We start from the raw sequence: 17665 nt of genomic DNA, 5'->3' as shown, positions 1-17665 counted from the left end.
CAACAAGGGCGATCTCCGTCGCCTCGATGGAAAGATTACATCAGTTTTTACCCTGCGGGAATAGCAAAATTGCGACGAAACCGCGCGGGGGCGCGACGGATCGCTTTTTACGCCCCTTGAACGATCATTCCAATCGCAGACCCCGGCAGATTAGCGAAAGTCCGGCCCGCGATGACGCAGAAAAGAATCAGTTGCCTCCTGCGGTCCGCGATAGGCTTCCTGAAATTCCGCGCTCCAATATTTAAGATCTTCCAGATCGATTCTCTCTCCGGACACGGCGCAAAGGACGAACTGTCCCGGTCGCACGACGTCGAAATGCGGTGTGTCGTAATGCAGCACCGCCAGACCTTGAATATCCGCCATCAGTCGCCCGTCAGGATACGGTCGACCAATTGCTTGACGGTCGGAACGAAGCCGTTGGAATAGAATGGGTCCTGCTTGAACTTGTAGGCGCCATGGCCGGCAAAGACCAAATTCTGGTCGAGGTCGCCGCCATGAACCGCCTCCTGCAACGCCTTCTGGATGCAGAAGCTGCGCGGATCGGCCAGACGACCGGTCGAGTTGGTCTCACTGTCCATCCAGCTGGAGAAGGCGCACTGGCTAAGGCAGCCCATGCAGTCGGTCTGGTCCTTGCGGATCACCGCCCGCTCCTCGTCACCGACGAACACCAGCGTATTGTCCGGCGTCTTGAGCGCCGAGGTAAAGCCCTGCCCGAACCATTCGCGCGCGCGGTTCAGGTCGCCCAGCGTCACCCAGAAATGCTTGCCCTTCACCCCCACGTCGAGCTGGTGGGTATGGTCGCCAGCCTGTTCGGTGCTGAACGCGATCTGCCGTTCGGAGCGCGCTTCCAGGCTGCGCAGGAAGGGGTTGCGCACCGCCGAGCTGTAAAAGCCGGTCGGCGAGAAGCGGTGGAGCAGGATGTCGCCGGGGTTGAGTTGCGTCAGCAACTCCTTCCACGCCTGGGGGATCGGGCTTTCCTGCGTCAGCAGCGGACGGGTGCCGAACTGAAAGGCGATGGCGCCCAGTTCGGGATTGTCGATCCAGTCGTTCCAGTCCTTGAGCGCCCAGACGCCGCCCGCCATGACGATCGGCACGTCATCCGAAATGCCACCTTCACGCATGGTCGCGCGCAGGTCGCGCACGCGGGGATAGGGGTCTTGCGGCGCCTTGGGATCTTCGGCGTTGGACAGGCCGTTATGGCCCCCGGCCAGCCAGGGATCTTCATAGACCACCGCCGCCAGCCATTCCGCCGCCTTGGAATAAGCGCGCTTCCACAGCGCGCGGAAGGCGCGGCCCGACGATACGATCGGCAGATAGCTGACATTGTAGGACGCAGCGATTTCGGACAGCTTGTAAGGCATGCCCGCACCGCAGGTAACGCCTGCAACCATGCCCTTGGTCCTTTCCAGGACACCGTGGAGCACCCGCTGCGCACCGCCCATTTCCCACAGGACGTTGATATTGATCGCGCCCTTGCCCCCGGCGATCTCGTACGCGCGTTTGACCTGCTCCACCGCGCCGTCAATGGCGTAGGCGACCAGTTCCTCATGGCGGTCGCGGCGGGTGCGGCCATGATAGATTTGGGGAATGACATTGCCGAAGCTGTCGTAGCTGTCGGCATTGACCGCCGACACTGTCCCGATGCCGCCAGCGGCCGCCCAGGCGCCGGAGCTGGCATGGTTGGATACCGCAACACCCTTGCCGCCCTCGACCAGCGGCCAGACTTCACGGCCACCATAGACGATAGGCTTCAACCCCTTGAACAACGACATCTCCCGCGAAAAAGCGACACCCGGCTCGACCGGGCAAAGACCACTGCTATAGCAGCCTTTGCACTGATTGACGAATTTCCGCGCGCCTTAGCGCAAAATGTCAGGGCTGGCCAGAGCCTCCCCATAAAGGCTGGCATAGGCATCGACCATCGCCTGTTCCGCATAATCGCGAACCGCGCGATCGCGATTGGCCGCGCCCAGCCGGGCGCGCAAGTCCGGGTCGGTTGCAAGCGTGCCGAGCGCTTGCGCCAGGCCCGCCTCATCCGGCACCACGAAGCTGCGATTTTCCGGGGCCACCATGTTGATGACATCGCCGACATCCATCGACGCGACCGGAACGCCCGCCGCCATCGCCTCCACCAGCGAGATCGGGAATTGCTCACTATCGGAAGAAAGCGCGAAAATGTCGAACAGGCCGACGAAGCGCCACGGCTGGTCCATGAAACCGGCCATGTGGAGATCGTCTAGGCCAAGCGCATCGGCTTGCGCCACTATGGCGTCGCGCTCCGGCCCCTCCCCCACGACGACCAGTTGCAGCCGGTCGCGGTGGGCGGCGACGGCGCGGACCAGGCGGGGGATATTCTTGACCGGGCGCAGCCCCGCCAGAGTCCCCACCAGCAGCTTGCCGGGCGACCGGCGCAGGCCCGGAATCGCGTCGGGCGATGGCGGTTCGGCATAGCGGGCGGTATCTATGCCGTTGCGGATCAGGTGCACCTTCGCCACAGGCTGTTTCCAGACCTGCCGGGCGATGCTTTCCAGCCGGACCGAGGGGACGACAAGTGCATGGGCGCGGCCCAGAGCGGCGCGGCGATACAGGTTGCGCTGCGGCTTGAGGCCGCTTGCTTCGTCAGCGTTGAAACCATCTTCATGATGGATGAGCGGCGGCATGGCCGACACTAAGCTGAACATTCTGTGCGCCATCGCGGCGTCCATCGCGCCCCAATTGTATGTCAGGATTAAATCGTATTTTTTCAAGAAGTTAGCTATATCGCGAAAGCGCCCCACCCGCGGACGACCGGCAAAGGGAGGGGATGCCGGGAAATCCACCCGCACCGTCGGGTCGATCGCCGCGCGGGCGCCCAGCGCTTCCCGATCGGCACTGACGATCGCGTGGCGCGCCTTGTCACCCCAGATGTTCATCAGCCGAATGGCGCGCGCTTCCTTGCCCCCCAGGGTGAAGCTGCCATGGACGTGGAGAATGTGCGGCTGATTGTCAGCCATGCAGGACGCGGGCCAGCAACCGATCGATCGCCGCGATGCTTTCCGGCTCATCCAGTGCGGGCGCATGGCCGACGTCGGGAATAGTTGCCAGTTCCGCCTTTGCGCCAATGTCCGCCACCATGCGCTGCGCCGTTTGCGCGCTCAGCAGGTCTGATCGTTCGCCGCGCAGGAGCAAAGTGGGAATATCGCGAAAGGCCGCCATGACTGGCCACATATCGACGCCCGCCTCGCTGCCCATCGCCCGGATCGGTTCGGCGATGCGCATGTCATAGTCCAGCACGATCCGCCCGGCGCTGTTCAGGCGATACAGGCGCTTGGCCATGGCCAGCCATTGATCCAGGCCGTAGGCGGGATAGACGTCGCGATTGGCTTCCTCCAGCGCGCGGGCGGCATGAACCCAACTGGGGTGCGACTGATTGACGCCGACATAGGTGCGGATGCGCGCCAGTCCCGCCTCGTCCAGTTCCGGTCCGACATCGTTGAGCAGCGCGCCCGCCAGCCACTCGCGATGCGTAGCCGCGACCAGCATGGTGATGAGTCCGCCCAGCGACGTGCCGACCGCAACGAAACGGGTGATGGCAAGGTCCGCCAGCAACCGGCTGATATCCTGCAAATAGGTGAGCGGCACATAGGTCATGGGATCTTTGGCCTGAGCGCTCCCTGCCCGGCCCCGCATGTCCGGGCAGATCAGCCGCCAGTCCCCGGCAAGCCGCGCGGCGAGCGGTTCGAAGTCGCGGGCGTTGCGCGTCAGCCCCGGCAGGCAGAGCAGCGGCGGGCGGCCATCATGCCCCCCGGCATAATCCCGATAGTGTAGCCGCAGCCCGTCGGGGGACCACCAATATCCGTCGCTATAGTCGACCAAGCTTGATCCTTCAGGTGTCGCACCCCCATATCGCCTTATGATCCATATCCCGCAAGCCGCCAAATTCAGCCCCGTCCGCGAAATCGACCTGCTGATGCCCGATATAGCCGATCCGGTGACGGCTGCGGACTTTCCGCAGACGATCCTGCGCTTTCGCAATGATCGGGCGGCGGCAAGCGTCGGCCTGGACGGGCTGAGCGATGACCAATGGATCGCCCATTTCGGACGGTTTGCGCCACTGGACGGGTCGCTGCCCCGGCCGCTGGCGCTGAAATATCATGGTCATCAGTTCCGCCATTATAATCCCGACATTGGCGATGGGCGCGGATTCCTGTTCGCGCAGTTGCGCGATGGCGCGGGGCGCTTGATGGACCTGGGCACCAAGGGGTCTGGCCAGACGCCCTACAGCCGCTTTGGCGATGGGCGGCTGACGCTGAAAGGCGGGGTGCGCGAGATTTTGGCGACCGAGATGCTGGAGGCGCTGGGCGTGCCCACATCACGCACCTTCTCGATCATCGAAACCGGCGAAGCGCTGGAGCGTAACGACGAGCCATCACCCACGCGCGGCGCGGCGATGGTGCGCCTGTCCCATTCGCACATTCGCATCGGCAGCTTTCAGCGGGCGGCCTTTCATGAGGACAAGGCGCTGCTGGAGCGGCTGACCAACTATGCCCTGACGCGGCTCTATGACGAGCAGCCGGGCGACAATCCGCCCGCGCAACTGCTGGGCCGGGTGGTCGAGCGGACCGCCGACCTGGCGGCTAGCTATATGGTAGCCGGTTTCGTGCATGGGGTGCTGAACAGCGACAATATCAACGTGACGGGCGAGAGTTTCGACTATGGGCCGTGGCGCTTTACGCCCTTGTGGGACGCAGGCTTTACCGCCGCCTATTTTGACCATCAGGGTCTCTATGCCTTCGGGCGACAGGCCGAGGCGATCCATTGGGACGTGGCGCAACTGGCCGTGTCGCTGCGCGCGCTGGTCGAGGCCGAGCCGCTGATCGCGGAACTGGAGCGGTTTCCGGCTTTATACGGCGAGGCGATGGCGCGCCGCTTTTGCTGGCGGCTGGGGGTTGTGCCGGGGGACAGCGTCAATGCGATGGTCGAGGCGGCGGTGCGCGGCATGGTGACGAGCGGCACCGGGATAGACCGCTTCTTCCATGACTGGCGCGGCGGGGTGCAGCGCGAAGGCGCGGACTATAGCGACACGGCCTGGGGCGCATTTCGCGAGGCGCTGGTGGGATGCGCGCCTGTGCCGGGCGCGCGGGATCATGACTATTGGTCGGACGACGCGCCCTGCTCCATGCATATTGACGAGGTCGAGGCGATCTGGGCCGCAATTGCGGAAAGAGACGATTGGGGGCCGTTATACGCCAAGGTCGCGGCGATCCGGCGGATGGGCGAAGCATATGGCTCGCTCCGGTCATCGGCGGAATCGCCGGGACTGGAGCGCCGACCATGATTGATAGCTGTTTCCTTAACCAATTTCTGCCATGGTTCACACCAAATGGTCGCACCGCTTACATCCCATGAACCCGCCACCGGCGTCTTGCTCTGGCAGGGCGAGGCGGGGGATGTGGAAGCAGAGGTTGCGCGGGCGCGAGGGGCCTGGCCGCGCTGGGCGGCGCAACCGATCGCTTACCGGATCGAGACGCTGCGGCGCTTCGTCAATGTCGTGCGGCGGAACGAGGATGCGCTGGCCGACCTGATCGCGCGTGAAACCGGCAAGCCGCTATGGGACGCGCGCACCGAAGTCGCCGGCGTGATGGGCAAGGTGGATATTTCGGTCGCGGCCTATTCCGAACGCACCGGGCAAAAGCGGCTGGAGGCGGCGCTGGGTGCGCGGCAATCGGTGCGGCACAAGCCCCATGGCGTCATGGCCGTCCTTGGCCCCTATAATTTCCCTGCCCATCTGCCCAACGGCCATATCGTCCCGGCCCTGCTGGCGGGCAATGCGGTCGTATTCAAACCGTCGGAAAAAACCCCGGCGGTGGGCGAGATGCTGGTGAAGCTCTACCATGAGGCGGGCTTGCCGGTGGATGCGATGCGGCTGCTGCTGGGCGGGCCGGACGCGGGCAAGGCGCTGGCGGCACATCCTGATGTGGGCGGCATATTATTCACCGGGTCCGCGCAGACCGGGATTGCGATCAACCGGCAATTTGCCGCGCAGCCATCCAAGATTCTGGCGCTCGAAATGGGCGGCAACAACCCTATCGTCGTGTGGGATACGCCGGAAATCAATGCTGCCGCCGTCTTGGTGGTGCAGTCGGCCTTTCTGTCGGGCGGGCAGCGATGCACGGCGGCCAGCCGCCTGATCGTGAAGGAAAGCATAGCCGACGCCGTCATCGCCGAGGTCAAGAAGCTGGCCGACCGGCTGATCGTCGATCATCCCCATGCCGATCCCACCCCCTATATGGGTCCGGTAATCGACAATGCGACCGCCGACGGGCTGACCGAGAGTTTCCTGTGGCTGATGAGCAATGGCGGCAAGCCGATCAAGCATATGGTGCGGCCCAAAAAGGGTCTGCCCTTTGTCAGTCCCGCGATCATAGACGTGACCGCCATGACGGAACGGCCCGATGTCGAACTGTTCGGGCCGTTGCTCCAGGTAATCCGCGTCGCGGAATTTGGCGATGCCATCGCGGAGGCCAACAATACGCGCTACGGCCTGTCCGCCTCCCTGATCGGCGGGACGCCCGACCAATATAACCAGTTCTGGGCCAATGTTCGCGCGGGCGTCATCAACTGGAACCGCCCGACCAATGGCGCGTCATCCTCCGCCCCGTTCGGAGGCGTGGGCATTTCGGGCAATCACCGGCCAAGCGCCTATTATGCCGCCGATTATTGCGCCTATCCGGTCGTGTCGGCCGAAATAGAGCAGCCGCGCGCCTCGATCGGCGTCGGGCTGAAGGACATTGATGTCAGTGCGATGGGCGATTGACCCCGCCCCGACAAGATTTCCTAGTCCCCCGCATACCCATTCTGAATTGAACTTCGCCTGCGCCTTGTCCACATGGCGACCATGGCTGACCAACCATCCGATCCTGCCACCCCCGCCACCGTCCATCTGGTCGGCGCGGGACCGGGCGACCCGGAACTGCTGACGATCAAGGCGGTGCGGCTGATCCGCGACGCGCGACTGATCGTACATGACGGGCTGGTGTCGGACGAGATTCTGGCGCTGACGTCGCCTGACGCGGAACTGATCAGCGTCGCCAAGCAGCGCAGTCGCCATTCGATGCCGCAGGATGCGATCAACGCGCTGCTGGTGCGTTCTGCGCTGGCGGGCGAAAGCGTCGTCCGGTTGAAAGGCGGCGACCCGTTCATCTTCGGGCGCGGTGGCGAGGAATTGGAAGCATGCCGCGCGGCAGGTGTGCCGGTGGAAATCGTACCGGGCGTCAGCGCCGCGATCGGCAGCGCGGCGCAGGCGCAACTGCCGCTGACCCATCGCGATGCATCCAGCGCAGTGAGTTTCGTGGCGGGCCAGTGCAAGGGACTGAGCGATCAGGACTGGTCCGGGCTGGCGGGCAAGGGCCGCACGCTCGTCATCTATATGGGCGTGGCGACCGCGGCGCAGATCGCCGACAAGCTGATCGCCGATGGCGTGTCACCGGCTTTGCCGGTCGCAGTGCTGGAAAATGGCACGCGCGCAGACATGCGCACGCTGCGCACCTTGCTCGCCGACCTTGGCGACATGGTGAAACGTGAAGCGGTGGTCAGCCCGGCGCTGATCGTCGTGGGTGAAGTGGCGCGCTATGCGCTGGCACGCGATGTGCTGGCGGGGTGGGCGCAAAGACAGGAATATGGGGCGGAGACGCGTTCGTGAAGATTTTGACGGGTAATGATCTGGCGTCGGGCGATGTCATCTGGTGGGCTGGCGACGGCTGGTCACGGCAGGTGAGCGATGCGACCGATGTCGGGACGCATGGCGATGAACTGGCGCGCGCGGAAGAGGCCGCTCTGCGCGTCGTGGGCGCCTATGTGATCGATGCGACGCGTGACGAGGATGGCGTCCGCCCGGCGCATATCAAGGACCGCATCCGCGCGTTCGGACCGACCGTGCGCCCCGACCTTGTCGAACAACCAACCGAAGCCGACATCGGCAAGTGGGTGATCTGAACCATGTATCGTTATGACAGCTATGACCAGGCCATCGTCGACGCCCGCGTCGAGGAATTTCGCGACCAGACCCAGCGCCGCCTGACCGGCGCGCTGACCGAGGATCAGTTCAAGCCGCTTCGGTTGATGAACGGCCTCTATCTCCAGCTGCACGCCTATATGCTGCGCGTCGCCATCCCCTATGGCACGCTGTCGGGCAAGCAGATGCGCAAGCTGGGCGAGATTGCTGGCAAATATGACAAGGGCTACGGCCACTTCACCACGCGCCAGAATCTGCAATATAACTGGATCAAGCTGGCCGATGCGCCGGACATCCTTGCCGAACTGGCGACGGTGGAGATGCACGCCATCCAGACCAGCGGCAATTGCATCCGCAATATCAGTTCCGATCAATATGCGGGCGTTTCCGCCGATGAAGTCGCGGACCCCCGCCCTTGGGCCGAACTGCTGCGCCAATGGTCCAGCTTCCACCCGGAATTCACCTATCTGCCGCGCAAGTTCAAGATTGCGGTGATCGCGTCGGACGATGATCGCGCGGCGATGCGGCTGCATGACATCGGGCTGAAACTGGTCGAGCGCGATGGTGTGGTCGGCGCGGAAGTCTATGCCGGCGGCGGCATGGGGCGCACGCCAATGGTTGCCCCGCTTATCAGGGACTTCGTGGCCGAAGATGAGATTATTTCTTATCTGGAAGCCTGCCTGCGCGTCTATAATCGCTATGGTCGCCGCGACAACAAGTACAAGGCGCGGATCAAGATCCTGGTCCATGAAATCGGCGTCGAAGAGTATAAGCGGCAGGTCGAGGAAGAATTTGCGCATATGCGTGCGTTGGGCCTCAATCCGCCGGTCGAGGAACTGGCGCGCATCCGCGACTTCTTCGCCGCGCCCGCTTATGAAAGCGGCCTGTCCGACGAGATCGACCGGAGCGACCGGGCTTTCGCGCTGTGGGTCGACCGGCAGGTCGCGGCGCACAAGGCGCCCGGCTATGCCATCGTCAACATCAGCCTGAAGCCGATTGACGGCATCCCCGGCGATGCGTCGGCGAAGCAGATGGCGCTGGTCGCCGATCTGGCCGAGACATATTCCTTCGATGAACTGCGCGTAACCCATGCGCAGAATCTGGTGCTGCCGCATGTGAGGAAGGCGGACCTGCGTGCCATCTGGCAGAAGCTGGTCGCGGCGGGCCTGGCAGAGGCCAATCTGGACCTGATCACCGACATCATCGCCTGCCCTGGCCTGGACTATTGCGCGCTGGCCAATGCGCGGTCGATTCCCCTGGCACAGAAGATCGCGTCCCGCTTCGCCGCTGCGGATCGGCAGGCGGAGATTGGCGAATTGAAGCTCAAAATTTCCGGCTGCATCAATGCCTGCGGCCATCATCATGCCGGGCATATCGGCATTTTGGGCGTGGACCGCAGGGGCGTGGAAAATTTCCAGTTGCTGCTGGGCGGATCGGGCGCGGAGGATGCGTCACTGGGCCAGATCACCGGGCCGGGCTTTTCCGAGGACGGCGTGGTCGATGCGATCGAGAAGGTCACCGACATCTATCTGGCCGAGCGGGAAAGCGGCGAACGCTTCCTCGACACCTATCGCCGCATCGGCATGAAGCCCTTCAAGGAGGCGATCTATGGTTGATTATACACAACAGACGTTCGCCCTGAGCCTGTCGAAGGGTTCCGCTGAACGTAGTGAAGCGCCTTCGCTTCGCTCTGGCAAAGGCTTCGACTTCGCTCAGCCCGAACGGAAATTGTAAGATGGTTGAATTTCTCTCCTTCCGCGACGGCGAGTCCACGCAGGAACCCGCCGTGACGGTGGAATCCTTCACCGGCCAGTCCAACGCCACCGCCGTCCGCATCGAACCGGGCGAGGATGCGCGCGAATTGCTGCCGCATCTGGACCGCCTTTCGCTGGTCGAGGTCAATTTCCCCGGTTTTGGCGACGGACGCGGCTATTCGGCGGCGCGTATCCTGCGCGAAGCGGGCTATACCGGCGAATTGCGCGCGGTAGGCGATGTGCTGGTCGACCAGATCGTCGCCATGCGCCGCTGCGGCTTTGACAGCTTTCATCCCGCCAAGGCGCTGGACGATGCCGCCGTCGATCGCGCCCTCAACCGCTATGACGACGTCTATCAAAAGGCGATCGATGGCCGCACGCCCATTTGGGCAAAGCGGCACCCGGAGACACACAATGGCTGAAGCCGCCCGCACGCTCGACATCATCGACGCCCGCCCCGCCTTTACGCAGGCCGATGCGGACGCGCTCAATGCACGGTTTGAGGGTGTGGGTACGCTGGACATGCTCAAATCCGTCTTTGCCGAAGGGCTGGCGGGCAATGTCGCGGTCGTTTCCTCCTTTGGCACCGAAAGCGCAGTGCTGCTGCATCTGGTGGCGGAGGCGGACAAGAGCGTGCCGGTCATTTTCGTCGATACGCTCAAGATGTTTGCCGAAACCCTGGCCTATCGCGACACGCTGATCGACGCTTTCGGTTTTACCGACAGCCGCACGGTAACGCCGATTGCCGATGTGATCGCGAAGAAGGACGAGACCGGCCTGCGCTGGTCCTATGATCCCGATGGCTGCTGCGACATCCGCAAGGTGGAGCCGTTGAAGCGCGCCAAGGATGGGCTGGACGCCTGGATTTCCGGGCGCAAGGCGTTCCAGTCGGTGACACGGCAGAACCTGCCCCGCTTCGAGGTCGAGGACGGGCGGCTCAAGATCAATCCGCTGGGCGACTGGACCAAGGATGATCTGGAGGCCTATTTCGCCGAACATGCCCTGCCCCGCCACCCTCTGGAGGCCCAAGGCTATCTGTCGATCGGCTGCGAACCCTGCACGTCGAAGGTACTGCCGGGTGAAGATCCGCGCGCGGGGCGCTGGCGTGGATGGGACAAGGTGGAATGCGGGATCCACTCGCCCGTCACGCCGATCCCAGTGGTGGACCCGGAAGACCCCGCCAATATGCCGGTATTCTGACGGCGCTGCGTAATCTTCCATTGTGGCTGCGTAACTTTATTACAAGCCTCTGGAGGGATCGCATCTGCGGCTTAAGAGTCTCCCCTATTCAAAGATAAGGGAGCCTCTGCTATGGACCGTCGTGATTTTCTGCTCTCCTCCGGCGCCGTCGCCATTGCTGTCGCTGCCCCCGCGCCCTTGCGCAAGGCAGCGACGATGCGCGGCTATCGGCGGCTTTCACTGCCATTTTCGATCGGCAACTGGACCTGTCGCCTGCCTTCGTGACCAGCCTGGGGCTGGACAAGGGCGCGCGGGCCGGGGCGAAGAGCCAGTTGGACGACAATAGCAAGTCGGCGATGATGAAGCGGCTGGCGATGACGCAGGCGGCGATCAAGGAACTGGAGGGGTTCAAAACAGCCAATCTGTCCGCCCCGCAGCAGCTTAACCTGGACGTGATCCTCTATTCGCTGGGGCAGCAGACGGTTGCTCCCGCGACCTTCGGCCTCAATAGCGCGGTGCGCCCCTATCGCATCTTTCAGCAGGGCGGCAGCTATTTTTCGACGCCCGATTTCCTGAACACGGCCCACACCATCAATGCAGCCGCCGATTGCGACGCCTATCTGGCGCGGCTGGAGGCCTTTGCCCGCAACCTGCGTACCGACAGCGCGATGCAAAGGGACGAGGCGGCACGCGGCTATCTGGCGCCTGGCTGGTCGCTCGACCTGACGCTGGTGCAGATGAAGAAACTGCGCGACCAGCCTGCCGCGAGCAGCAGCCTGGTCCAGTCGCTGGTCAAGCGCGCGGCGGCGAAGGGCATCAGCGGCGACTGGCAGGGCCCGGCGGCGGCGACCGTGGAAAAGAGCATCTACCCCGCGCTCGACGCACAGATTGCGATGATCGAGGGGCTGCGGCCCAGGACGGCGGCCGGCGACGGGGTATGGCGCACCCCGCGCGGCGAGGAGATTTATGCCGCCGCCTTAAAGAGCGCGACCACGACCGACCTGTCGGCGGCGGAGATTCACGCCATGGGCGTCGAACAGGTGGCCGACATCAGCGCGCAGCTTGACACGATCCTGCAAGGTGCGGGCTATAGCAAGGGAAGCGTCGGCGAGCGGCTGGCCGCGCTCAATGCCGACCCGTCGCAGCTCTATCCCGATACCGCGCAGGGGCGCAGCGACCTGATCGCCGCACTCAATGCCGAAGCCAAGCTGATGCAGGCGAAATTGCCGCAGGCCTTTGCCACGATCCCCGACACGCCGCTGGAAATCCGCGCAGTGCCGGTCGAAATTCAGGATGGCGCATCGAACGGCTATTATAACCGCGCGGCGCTGGACGGGTCACGCCCGGCCATCTTCTTCATCAATCTGAAGGCGATTGGTGACTGGCCCAAATATACGCTGCCCGCGCTCAACTATCATGAAGGGGTGCCGGGGCATCACCTGCAGATTTCGACCGCGCAGACGGCAGGCGACATTCCCATGCTGCGCAAGACCGCCTTCATGAGCGCCTATAGCGAAGGCTGGGCGCTCTATGCCGAGCAATTGTCGGACGAGTTGAAAGGCTACGCCACCCCGCTCGACCGGGCGGGCTATCTGCAATCCTTCCTGTTCCGCGCAGCGCGGCTGGTGGTCGACACCGGCATTCATTCGAAGCAATGGAGCCGTGAAAAGGCCACCGCCTATATGGTTGAAAAGACAGGCTTCACCCAGGCGCGTTGCCAGCGAGAGGTCGAACGTTATTGCACGCAGCCGGGCCAGGCAACCAGCTACAAGGTTGGTCATGGCGTATGGACCAAAGCGCGCGCCGCGGCGCAGGCGGCCATGGGCGACCGCTTCGATATCAAGCAGTTCCACGCCATCCTTGAGGAAGGTGCGATGCCGCTGTCGATGCTGGAAGCGCGCGTCGCGGCGCGGGCGAAGATGGGATAACTTCTAAATCCTCCCCTGCAAGGGGAGGTGGCTGACCAAAGGTCAGACGGAGGGGTGTCACCCCAACGATAGGGCGACACCCCTCCACCATTTGCTACGCAAACGGTCCCCCTCCCCGTGCCGGGGAGGAATTATTCGTAGTCCAGATCCTGATAGCTATCGTCAGCGATGTCGGAAAAGCGTGTGATGCGCGCGTCGAACTTCATGCGGATGCGGCCGGTCGAACCGTGGCGCTGCTTGGCGACGATGACTTCGGCCAGGCCGTAGATGCGGTCCATATTCTCACGCCAGACAGCATAGGCCGCTTCATCCTCGACCTTGGGTTCCTTGGCCGCTTCATAATAATCTTCGCGGAACACGAACCAGACCATGTCCGCGTCCTGCTCGATCGAGCCGGATTCGCGCAGGTCGGACAGTTGCGGCCGCTTGTCCTCGCGCTGTTCGACCGCGCGGCTGAGCTGCGACAGGGCCAGCACCGGCACATGAAGTTCCTTCGCCAAGGTCTTGAGACCACGGGAAATTTCGGAAATTTCGTTGACGCGATTCTCGTTGCCGCGCCCCGTGCCCTGCAACAGCTGAAGATAATCGACGACGATGAAGCCGACATCGTGGCGGCGTTTCAACCGGCGCGCGCGGGTGCGCAGGGCCGCGATGGTCAGGCCCGGCGTATCGTCGATGAACAAAGGCAGTTCCTGCAATTCCCGCGCGGCGCGGGACAGGTTCTGGAAATCGGCGCGGCTGATCTTGCCCATGCGCAGCGCTTCGCCGCTGATCCCCGATTGCTCCGCCAGCACGCGGGTCGCCAGCTGATCGGCGGACATTTCGAGCGAGAAGAAGGCAGTCTTGGCCCCCATATTCTTTTCGGGCGGGATGCCGTCCGCATTGTCGCGCAGCCAGCGGGACGCGGCATTATAGGCAATGTTGGTGGCGAGCGAGGTCTTGCCCATGCCAGGGCGACCGGCCAGGATCATCAAGTCCGAATTGTGCAGACCACCGATTTTCGCGTTCAGGCTGTTGATGCCGGTCGTGATGCCCGACACATGGCCGCCACTGTTGAGCGCGCGTTCGGCAACCTGCACGGCGGCGGTAGAGGCGGCCAGAAAGCTCTTGACCGATCCGCCCTCACCTTCCCCTTCGGATACTTTATAGAGCGCGACTTCGGCCGCCTCTATCTGTTCGCGGGGATTGACATCCTCGCTCGTATCCATTGCATTTTCAACCAGTTCCCGGCCAACGCTGACAAGCTGTCGCAGCAGGGCCAGGTCGTAGATCTGCGACGCGAAATCGCGCGCGCCGATCAGCGCAGCGCCATTGCCGGTCAGCTGCGCCAGATAGCCCGCCCCGCCCAGTTCCCTGAGCGCCGGGTCTTGATCCAGCATGGGTTTGAGCGTCACTGGATTGGCGACCATGTCGCGGTCCAGCAGCTTCATGATCGCGTCATAGATGCGGCCATGCATCGGCTCGAAAAAATGCTCGGCCTTGATCTTGAGCTGAACATCCTCCGCCAGCCGGTTGTCGATCATCAGCGCGCCGAGCAGGGCTGCTTCCGCCTCCACATTGCGGGGGAGTTCAGGCGCGCCGGTTTCGGCGGCATTGTTCATTTTTACGAGTTCGACCATGCCCCTCTATTCCTCCCCCCGCCGCCCGCGTGCAAGGCCCAAGGTTGAAACGACGATGGCTAGCTGTGGATAAGTGCCCGCCCCTGCGATGGCCGCCGCGCATTTGCGCATGATCGCCAAGTCCTGCTTGCATTTCGCGGGCCGTCGCCGCACTGAGGCTGATCGCAATATGGCCGACCCGCGCATCATAGACATCAAGCTCGACGAGCGGACGATCCTGTGGCGCAATGCCGACGTCGAACAGGAACGGCGCATCGCGATCTTCGACCTGCTGGAGGATAATATGTTCGCGCCCCAGCGCGTGCATCCCGACGGCTATGCCGGGCCTTACAAGGTCGTGCTGCGGGTCGAGGAAGGCCGGTTGGTGATAGAGATCAACCGCGACGATGACAGCCCGCTCGAAGCCGTCATCCTGGGGCTGGGCCGGTTCCGGCGACCGATTCGCGAATATTTCGCCATATGCGACAGCTATTATCAGGCGATCAGCAATGCCTCGCCCGCGCAGATCGAAACGGTCGACATGGCCCGGCGCGGCATTCACAATGACGCGGCGGAAATGCTGCGTGAGCGGCTGGAGGGCAAGATCGAGGTCGATTTCGATACGGCGCGTCGCTTGTTCACGCTGATCTGCGTGCTGCATATCAAGGGGTAGGGACAATCGGGCGACTGACTCTGGGGGGATTGCTGGTCCGTGTCGCGCTGGCGCTCACGCTGGTCGCCGTGCTGGCGCTGGCGCTGTTCTTCTATGCGCGCAACTGGGCGCCGAGCCGGGACGATTATCCCGTGCAGGGGCTGACAGTCAGTTCCGACAATGGCCCGATCGACTGGGGGACGCTGGCGGCGCAGGGGGCGGATTTCGCCTATATCCGCGCGGCCAAGGGCGCAGACTGGCGCGACCCGGACTTTGCCGTCAACTGGCGCGGCGCGCGCACCGCCGGGATGCGTTATGGCGCGATGCTGGAATTCAGCCTGTGTCGGCTGGCCAGCGATCAGGCGACCCGCTTCATGACCACGGTGCCGCGCGACAATGCCGCCCTGCCCCCGGTTATCCGCCTGGCGTTCGACCCTAGCTGCACCGCGCGGCCGGGGCGCGACCTATTGCTGTCGGAACTCAATACGCTGGTCAATCTGGTCGAAAGCCATGCGGGCAAGACGGTGCTGCTCAACGTGACCGAGGATTTCGACAAAAGCTATGACATCGGTTCTGGCATCAACCGCACGCTGTGGCTGGACGGCAATTTCTTCCCGCCCGATTACGCCACCAGGCGCTGGGTGATGTGGACAGCCAGCGACATGCGGCATATCGACGGGATCGACGGTCCGGTCAGATGGGATGTGGTGGCGCCATGACGCGCGAGGCGGAAATTGCGGAACTGGTGGCGGCTGCGCGCGCGGCGATGGCCAACGCTCATGCACCCTATAGCCGCTTTGCCGTGGGCGCTGCGGTGCGGCTGACCGATGGCAGCATCGTCACCGGCTGCAATTTCGAAAATGCAAGCTATGGCCTGTCGCTGTGCGCCGAAACGGTCGCACTGGCGACGGTCAATGCGCAGGGCCGCTTCGCCGGTGTCGCCGCCATCGCCGTGGTTGGTGGCGCCATGGATGGCGCTGGCCAGGCGATCGTCACCCCATGCGGACGCTGCCGCCAGGTCATGAACGAAGCCGAACAGATGGCCGGACGCCCGCTGGCCATCTATTGCGCGACGCCCGATGGCGGACAGATAGTCGAACATAGCGTCGCGGCATTGCTGCCCCATGCCTTTGGTCCGGCGGACCTTGGCATCACTCCTGTCAGGAAGAACTGAACTGCCCATGTCGATATTGTCGGATAAATGGATTCGCGAGCAGGCACTGAGCAACGCCATGATCGAGCCGTTCGTGGAGAGCCAGCGGCGCGACAATTGCATCAGCTATGGCCTGTCATCCTATGGCTATGACGCGCGGGTGGCGGACGAGTTCAAGATTTTCACCAATATCGACAGCACCATCGTCGATCCGAAGAATTTCGACACCAACAGCTTTGTCGATCGCAAGACCGACTGCTGCATCATCCCGCCCAACAGCTTCGCGCTGGCCCGCACGGTCGAATATTTCCGCGTACCGCGCGACGTGCTGGTGATTTGCCTGGGCAAATCGACCTATGCCCGCTGCGGCATCATCGTCAACGTCACCCCGCTGGAACCGGGCTGGGAGGGGCATGTTACGCTGGAATTTTCCAACACGACGCCCCTGCCCGCCAAGATCTACGCCAATGAAGGCGCATGCCAGTTCCTGTTCCTGAAGGGCAATGAACCGTGCGAGGTCAGCTATGCCGACCGGGCAGGTAAATATATGGGGCAGCAGGGCGTGACGTTGCCCCGCCTGTGACGACGTGCCAGACTATGGCTCATGAAATGGTTGCGGACATGGCTGGCACGCGGAACGCCGACTGAGGCGTTGCCCCCGCCGAGCATAGGCGACCGCCGCGTTTACGCGATTGGCGATGTGCATGGCCGCGCCAGCCTGCTCGACGCGCTGCTTATATTGATTGCGCAGGATGACGCCCAACGGGGCGCGATGCCCCCGCACATCATCCTGCTGGGCGATCTGGTCGATCGCGGCCCATCATCCCGGCAGGTGATCGACCGGGTGATGGCCATGGTCGCTTCAGGCGGCGACGTGCGCTGCCTGAAAGGCAATCATGAGGAGATTTTCGTCCTGGCGGCGCGAGGCGAAGTCCGGGCGGTGCCTGTTTTCCGCCGGATGGAGGGTGCGGCGACTCTGGCCAGTTACGGGCTTGACCCATTATTGTTCGGCGTCATGACCGATGAAGAGGTCGTGGCATGGATGCTGAACAATGTTCCGCGTGAGCATGTCGATTTTCTCGACGTCCTGCCCGATCAGGTCGAAATGGACGATTATCTGTTCGTTCATGCCGGTATCCGGCCGGGCGTGGCGATCGACGCGCAGAACGGGGCCGATCTGCGCTGGATAAGACGCGAATTTCTGGATCATGAAGGCGCACATCCCAAGATGGTCGTGCATGGCCATAGTATCACTGACGATGTCGATCTTCACCCCAACCGGATCGGCATCGACACGGGCGCCTATTATTCGGGGCGACTGACGGCGATCGGCCTGCAAGGTACGGAGCGCTGGTTTCTCCAGACCAACGACTGACTGGCTTCACTCGTTATTTTTTGCGTCGCAGCA

Annotated in this window: 17 protein-coding genes and 1 pseudogene; 13 read left to right on the top strand and 5 right to left on the bottom strand. The window is 63.2% G+C overall.

The genetic code is table 11. The features are described from left to right. Positions 1–150 precede the first annotated feature (150 nt). From CJD35_RS12010 to CJD35_RS11995, 4 genes are all read right to left on the bottom strand, one after another. The gene (locus CJD35_RS12010) at positions 151–363 is read right to left on the bottom strand and encodes a DUF2093 domain-containing protein (RefSeq protein WP_017182500.1); all 213 of its coding nucleotides are present in this window, start codon (positions 361–363) and stop codon (positions 151–153) included. Beyond that, positions 363–1766 (bottom strand): NAD(P)H-dependent flavin oxidoreductase, encoded by a 1404-nt coding sequence (locus CJD35_RS12005; RefSeq protein ID WP_026002278.1) that lies wholly within the window; start codon positions 1764–1766, stop codon positions 363–365. The genes CJD35_RS12010 and CJD35_RS12005 overlap by 1 nt, the downstream gene beginning before the upstream one ends. A gap of 93 nt (positions 1767–1859) precedes the next feature. Further along, positions 1860–2993: a glycosyltransferase gene (locus CJD35_RS12000; protein ID WP_017182502.1), complete on the bottom strand. Its 1134-nt coding sequence runs from the start codon at positions 2991–2993 to the stop codon at positions 1860–1862. Beyond that, the gene (locus CJD35_RS11995; protein WP_019053257.1) at positions 2986–3855 is read right to left on the bottom strand and encodes an alpha/beta fold hydrolase; all 870 of its coding nucleotides are present in this window, start codon (positions 3853–3855) and stop codon (positions 2986–2988) included. Before CJD35_RS11995 ends, CJD35_RS12000 begins: the two co-directional genes overlap by 8 nt. 37 nt (positions 3856–3892) lie before the next feature. On the opposite strand from CJD35_RS11995, the gene CJD35_RS11990 reads away from it, so the two are divergent. The 8 genes and pseudogenes from CJD35_RS11990 (at position 3893) to CJD35_RS11955 (ending at position 12854) form a co-directional block, all read left to right on the top strand. Next, entirely contained in the window at positions 3893–5317 is a 1425-nt protein-coding gene (locus CJD35_RS11990; protein WP_017182504.1) for a protein adenylyltransferase SelO family protein, read from the top strand. 45 nt (positions 5318–5362) lie between these two features. Beyond that, entirely contained in the window at positions 5363–6796 is a 1434-nt protein-coding gene (astD, locus tag CJD35_RS11985) for a succinylglutamate-semialdehyde dehydrogenase (RefSeq protein ID WP_017182505.1), read from the top strand. Between the two features lie 72 nt (positions 6797–6868). Continuing rightward, the gene (cobA, locus tag CJD35_RS11980) at positions 6869–7681 is read left to right on the top strand and encodes a uroporphyrinogen-III C-methyltransferase (protein WP_017182506.1); all 813 of its coding nucleotides are present in this window, start codon (positions 6869–6871) and stop codon (positions 7679–7681) included. Next, positions 7678–7974, top strand: a complete 297-nt coding sequence (locus tag CJD35_RS11975; protein ID WP_017182507.1) for a DUF2849 domain-containing protein — start codon at positions 7678–7680, stop codon at positions 7972–7974. The genes cobA and CJD35_RS11975 overlap by 4 nt, the downstream gene beginning before the upstream one ends. A gap of 3 nt (positions 7975–7977) precedes the next feature. Beyond that, complete coding sequence (locus CJD35_RS11970) at positions 7978–9609, top strand: nitrite/sulfite reductase (protein WP_017182508.1); 1632 nt, start codon at positions 7978–7980, stop codon at positions 9607–9609. Between the two features lie 119 nt (positions 9610–9728). Continuing rightward, a complete protein-coding gene (locus tag CJD35_RS11965) occupies positions 9729–10169 on the top strand; it encodes a DUF934 domain-containing protein (RefSeq protein WP_017182509.1) in 441 nt (146 codons plus the stop codon). Beyond that, a complete protein-coding gene (locus CJD35_RS11960) occupies positions 10162–10947 on the top strand; it encodes a phosphoadenylyl-sulfate reductase (RefSeq protein ID WP_017182510.1) in 786 nt (261 codons plus the stop codon). Before CJD35_RS11965 ends, CJD35_RS11960 begins: the two co-directional genes overlap by 8 nt. A 111-nt stretch (positions 10948–11058) precedes the next feature. Next, a pseudogene (locus tag CJD35_RS11955) lies at positions 11059–12854 on the top strand (DUF885 domain-containing protein). A 131-nt stretch (positions 12855–12985) separates the two neighbouring features. Here the strand turns inward: CJD35_RS11955 and CJD35_RS11950 are convergent. Further along, on the bottom strand, positions 12986–14473 hold the full coding sequence (locus CJD35_RS11950) for a replicative DNA helicase (RefSeq protein WP_017182512.1): 1488 nt from the start codon (positions 14471–14473) through the stop codon (positions 12986–12988). A gap of 169 nt (positions 14474–14642) precedes the next feature. On the opposite strand from CJD35_RS11950, the gene CJD35_RS11945 reads away from it, so the two are divergent. The 5 genes from CJD35_RS11945 to CJD35_RS11925 are packed head-to-tail and all read left to right on the top strand — an operon-like array spanning position 14643 to position 17632. After that, positions 14643–15125 (top strand): UPF0262 family protein, encoded by a 483-nt coding sequence (locus CJD35_RS11945; protein ID WP_026002280.1) that lies wholly within the window; start codon positions 14643–14645, stop codon positions 15123–15125. A 29-nt stretch (positions 15126–15154) separates the two neighbouring features. After that, the gene (locus CJD35_RS11940; RefSeq protein ID WP_017182514.1) at positions 15155–15823 is read left to right on the top strand and encodes a GH25 family lysozyme; all 669 of its coding nucleotides are present in this window, start codon (positions 15155–15157) and stop codon (positions 15821–15823) included. Continuing rightward, positions 15820–16278, top strand: coding sequence for a cytidine deaminase (locus CJD35_RS11935; protein WP_017182515.1), 459 nt, complete (start codon positions 15820–15822; stop codon positions 16276–16278). Before CJD35_RS11940 ends, CJD35_RS11935 begins: the two co-directional genes overlap by 4 nt. A 7-nt stretch (positions 16279–16285) precedes the next feature. After that, positions 16286–16840, top strand: a complete 555-nt coding sequence (dcd, locus tag CJD35_RS11930; protein ID WP_017182516.1) for a dCTP deaminase — start codon at positions 16286–16288, stop codon at positions 16838–16840. 21 nt (positions 16841–16861) lie between these two features. Next, the gene (locus CJD35_RS11925) at positions 16862–17632 is read left to right on the top strand and encodes a metallophosphoesterase (protein WP_017182517.1); all 771 of its coding nucleotides are present in this window, start codon (positions 16862–16864) and stop codon (positions 17630–17632) included. Positions 17633–17665: the final 33 nt, after the last annotated feature.

This window comes from Sphingobium xenophagum (assembly GCF_002288285.1).
GTDB classification, from domain to species: Bacteria; Pseudomonadota; Alphaproteobacteria; order Sphingomonadales; family Sphingomonadaceae; genus Sphingobium; species Sphingobium xenophagum.
Note: the sequence above shows the minus strand (reverse complement) of the source record. Positions and strands in the feature narration are given on the sequence as shown.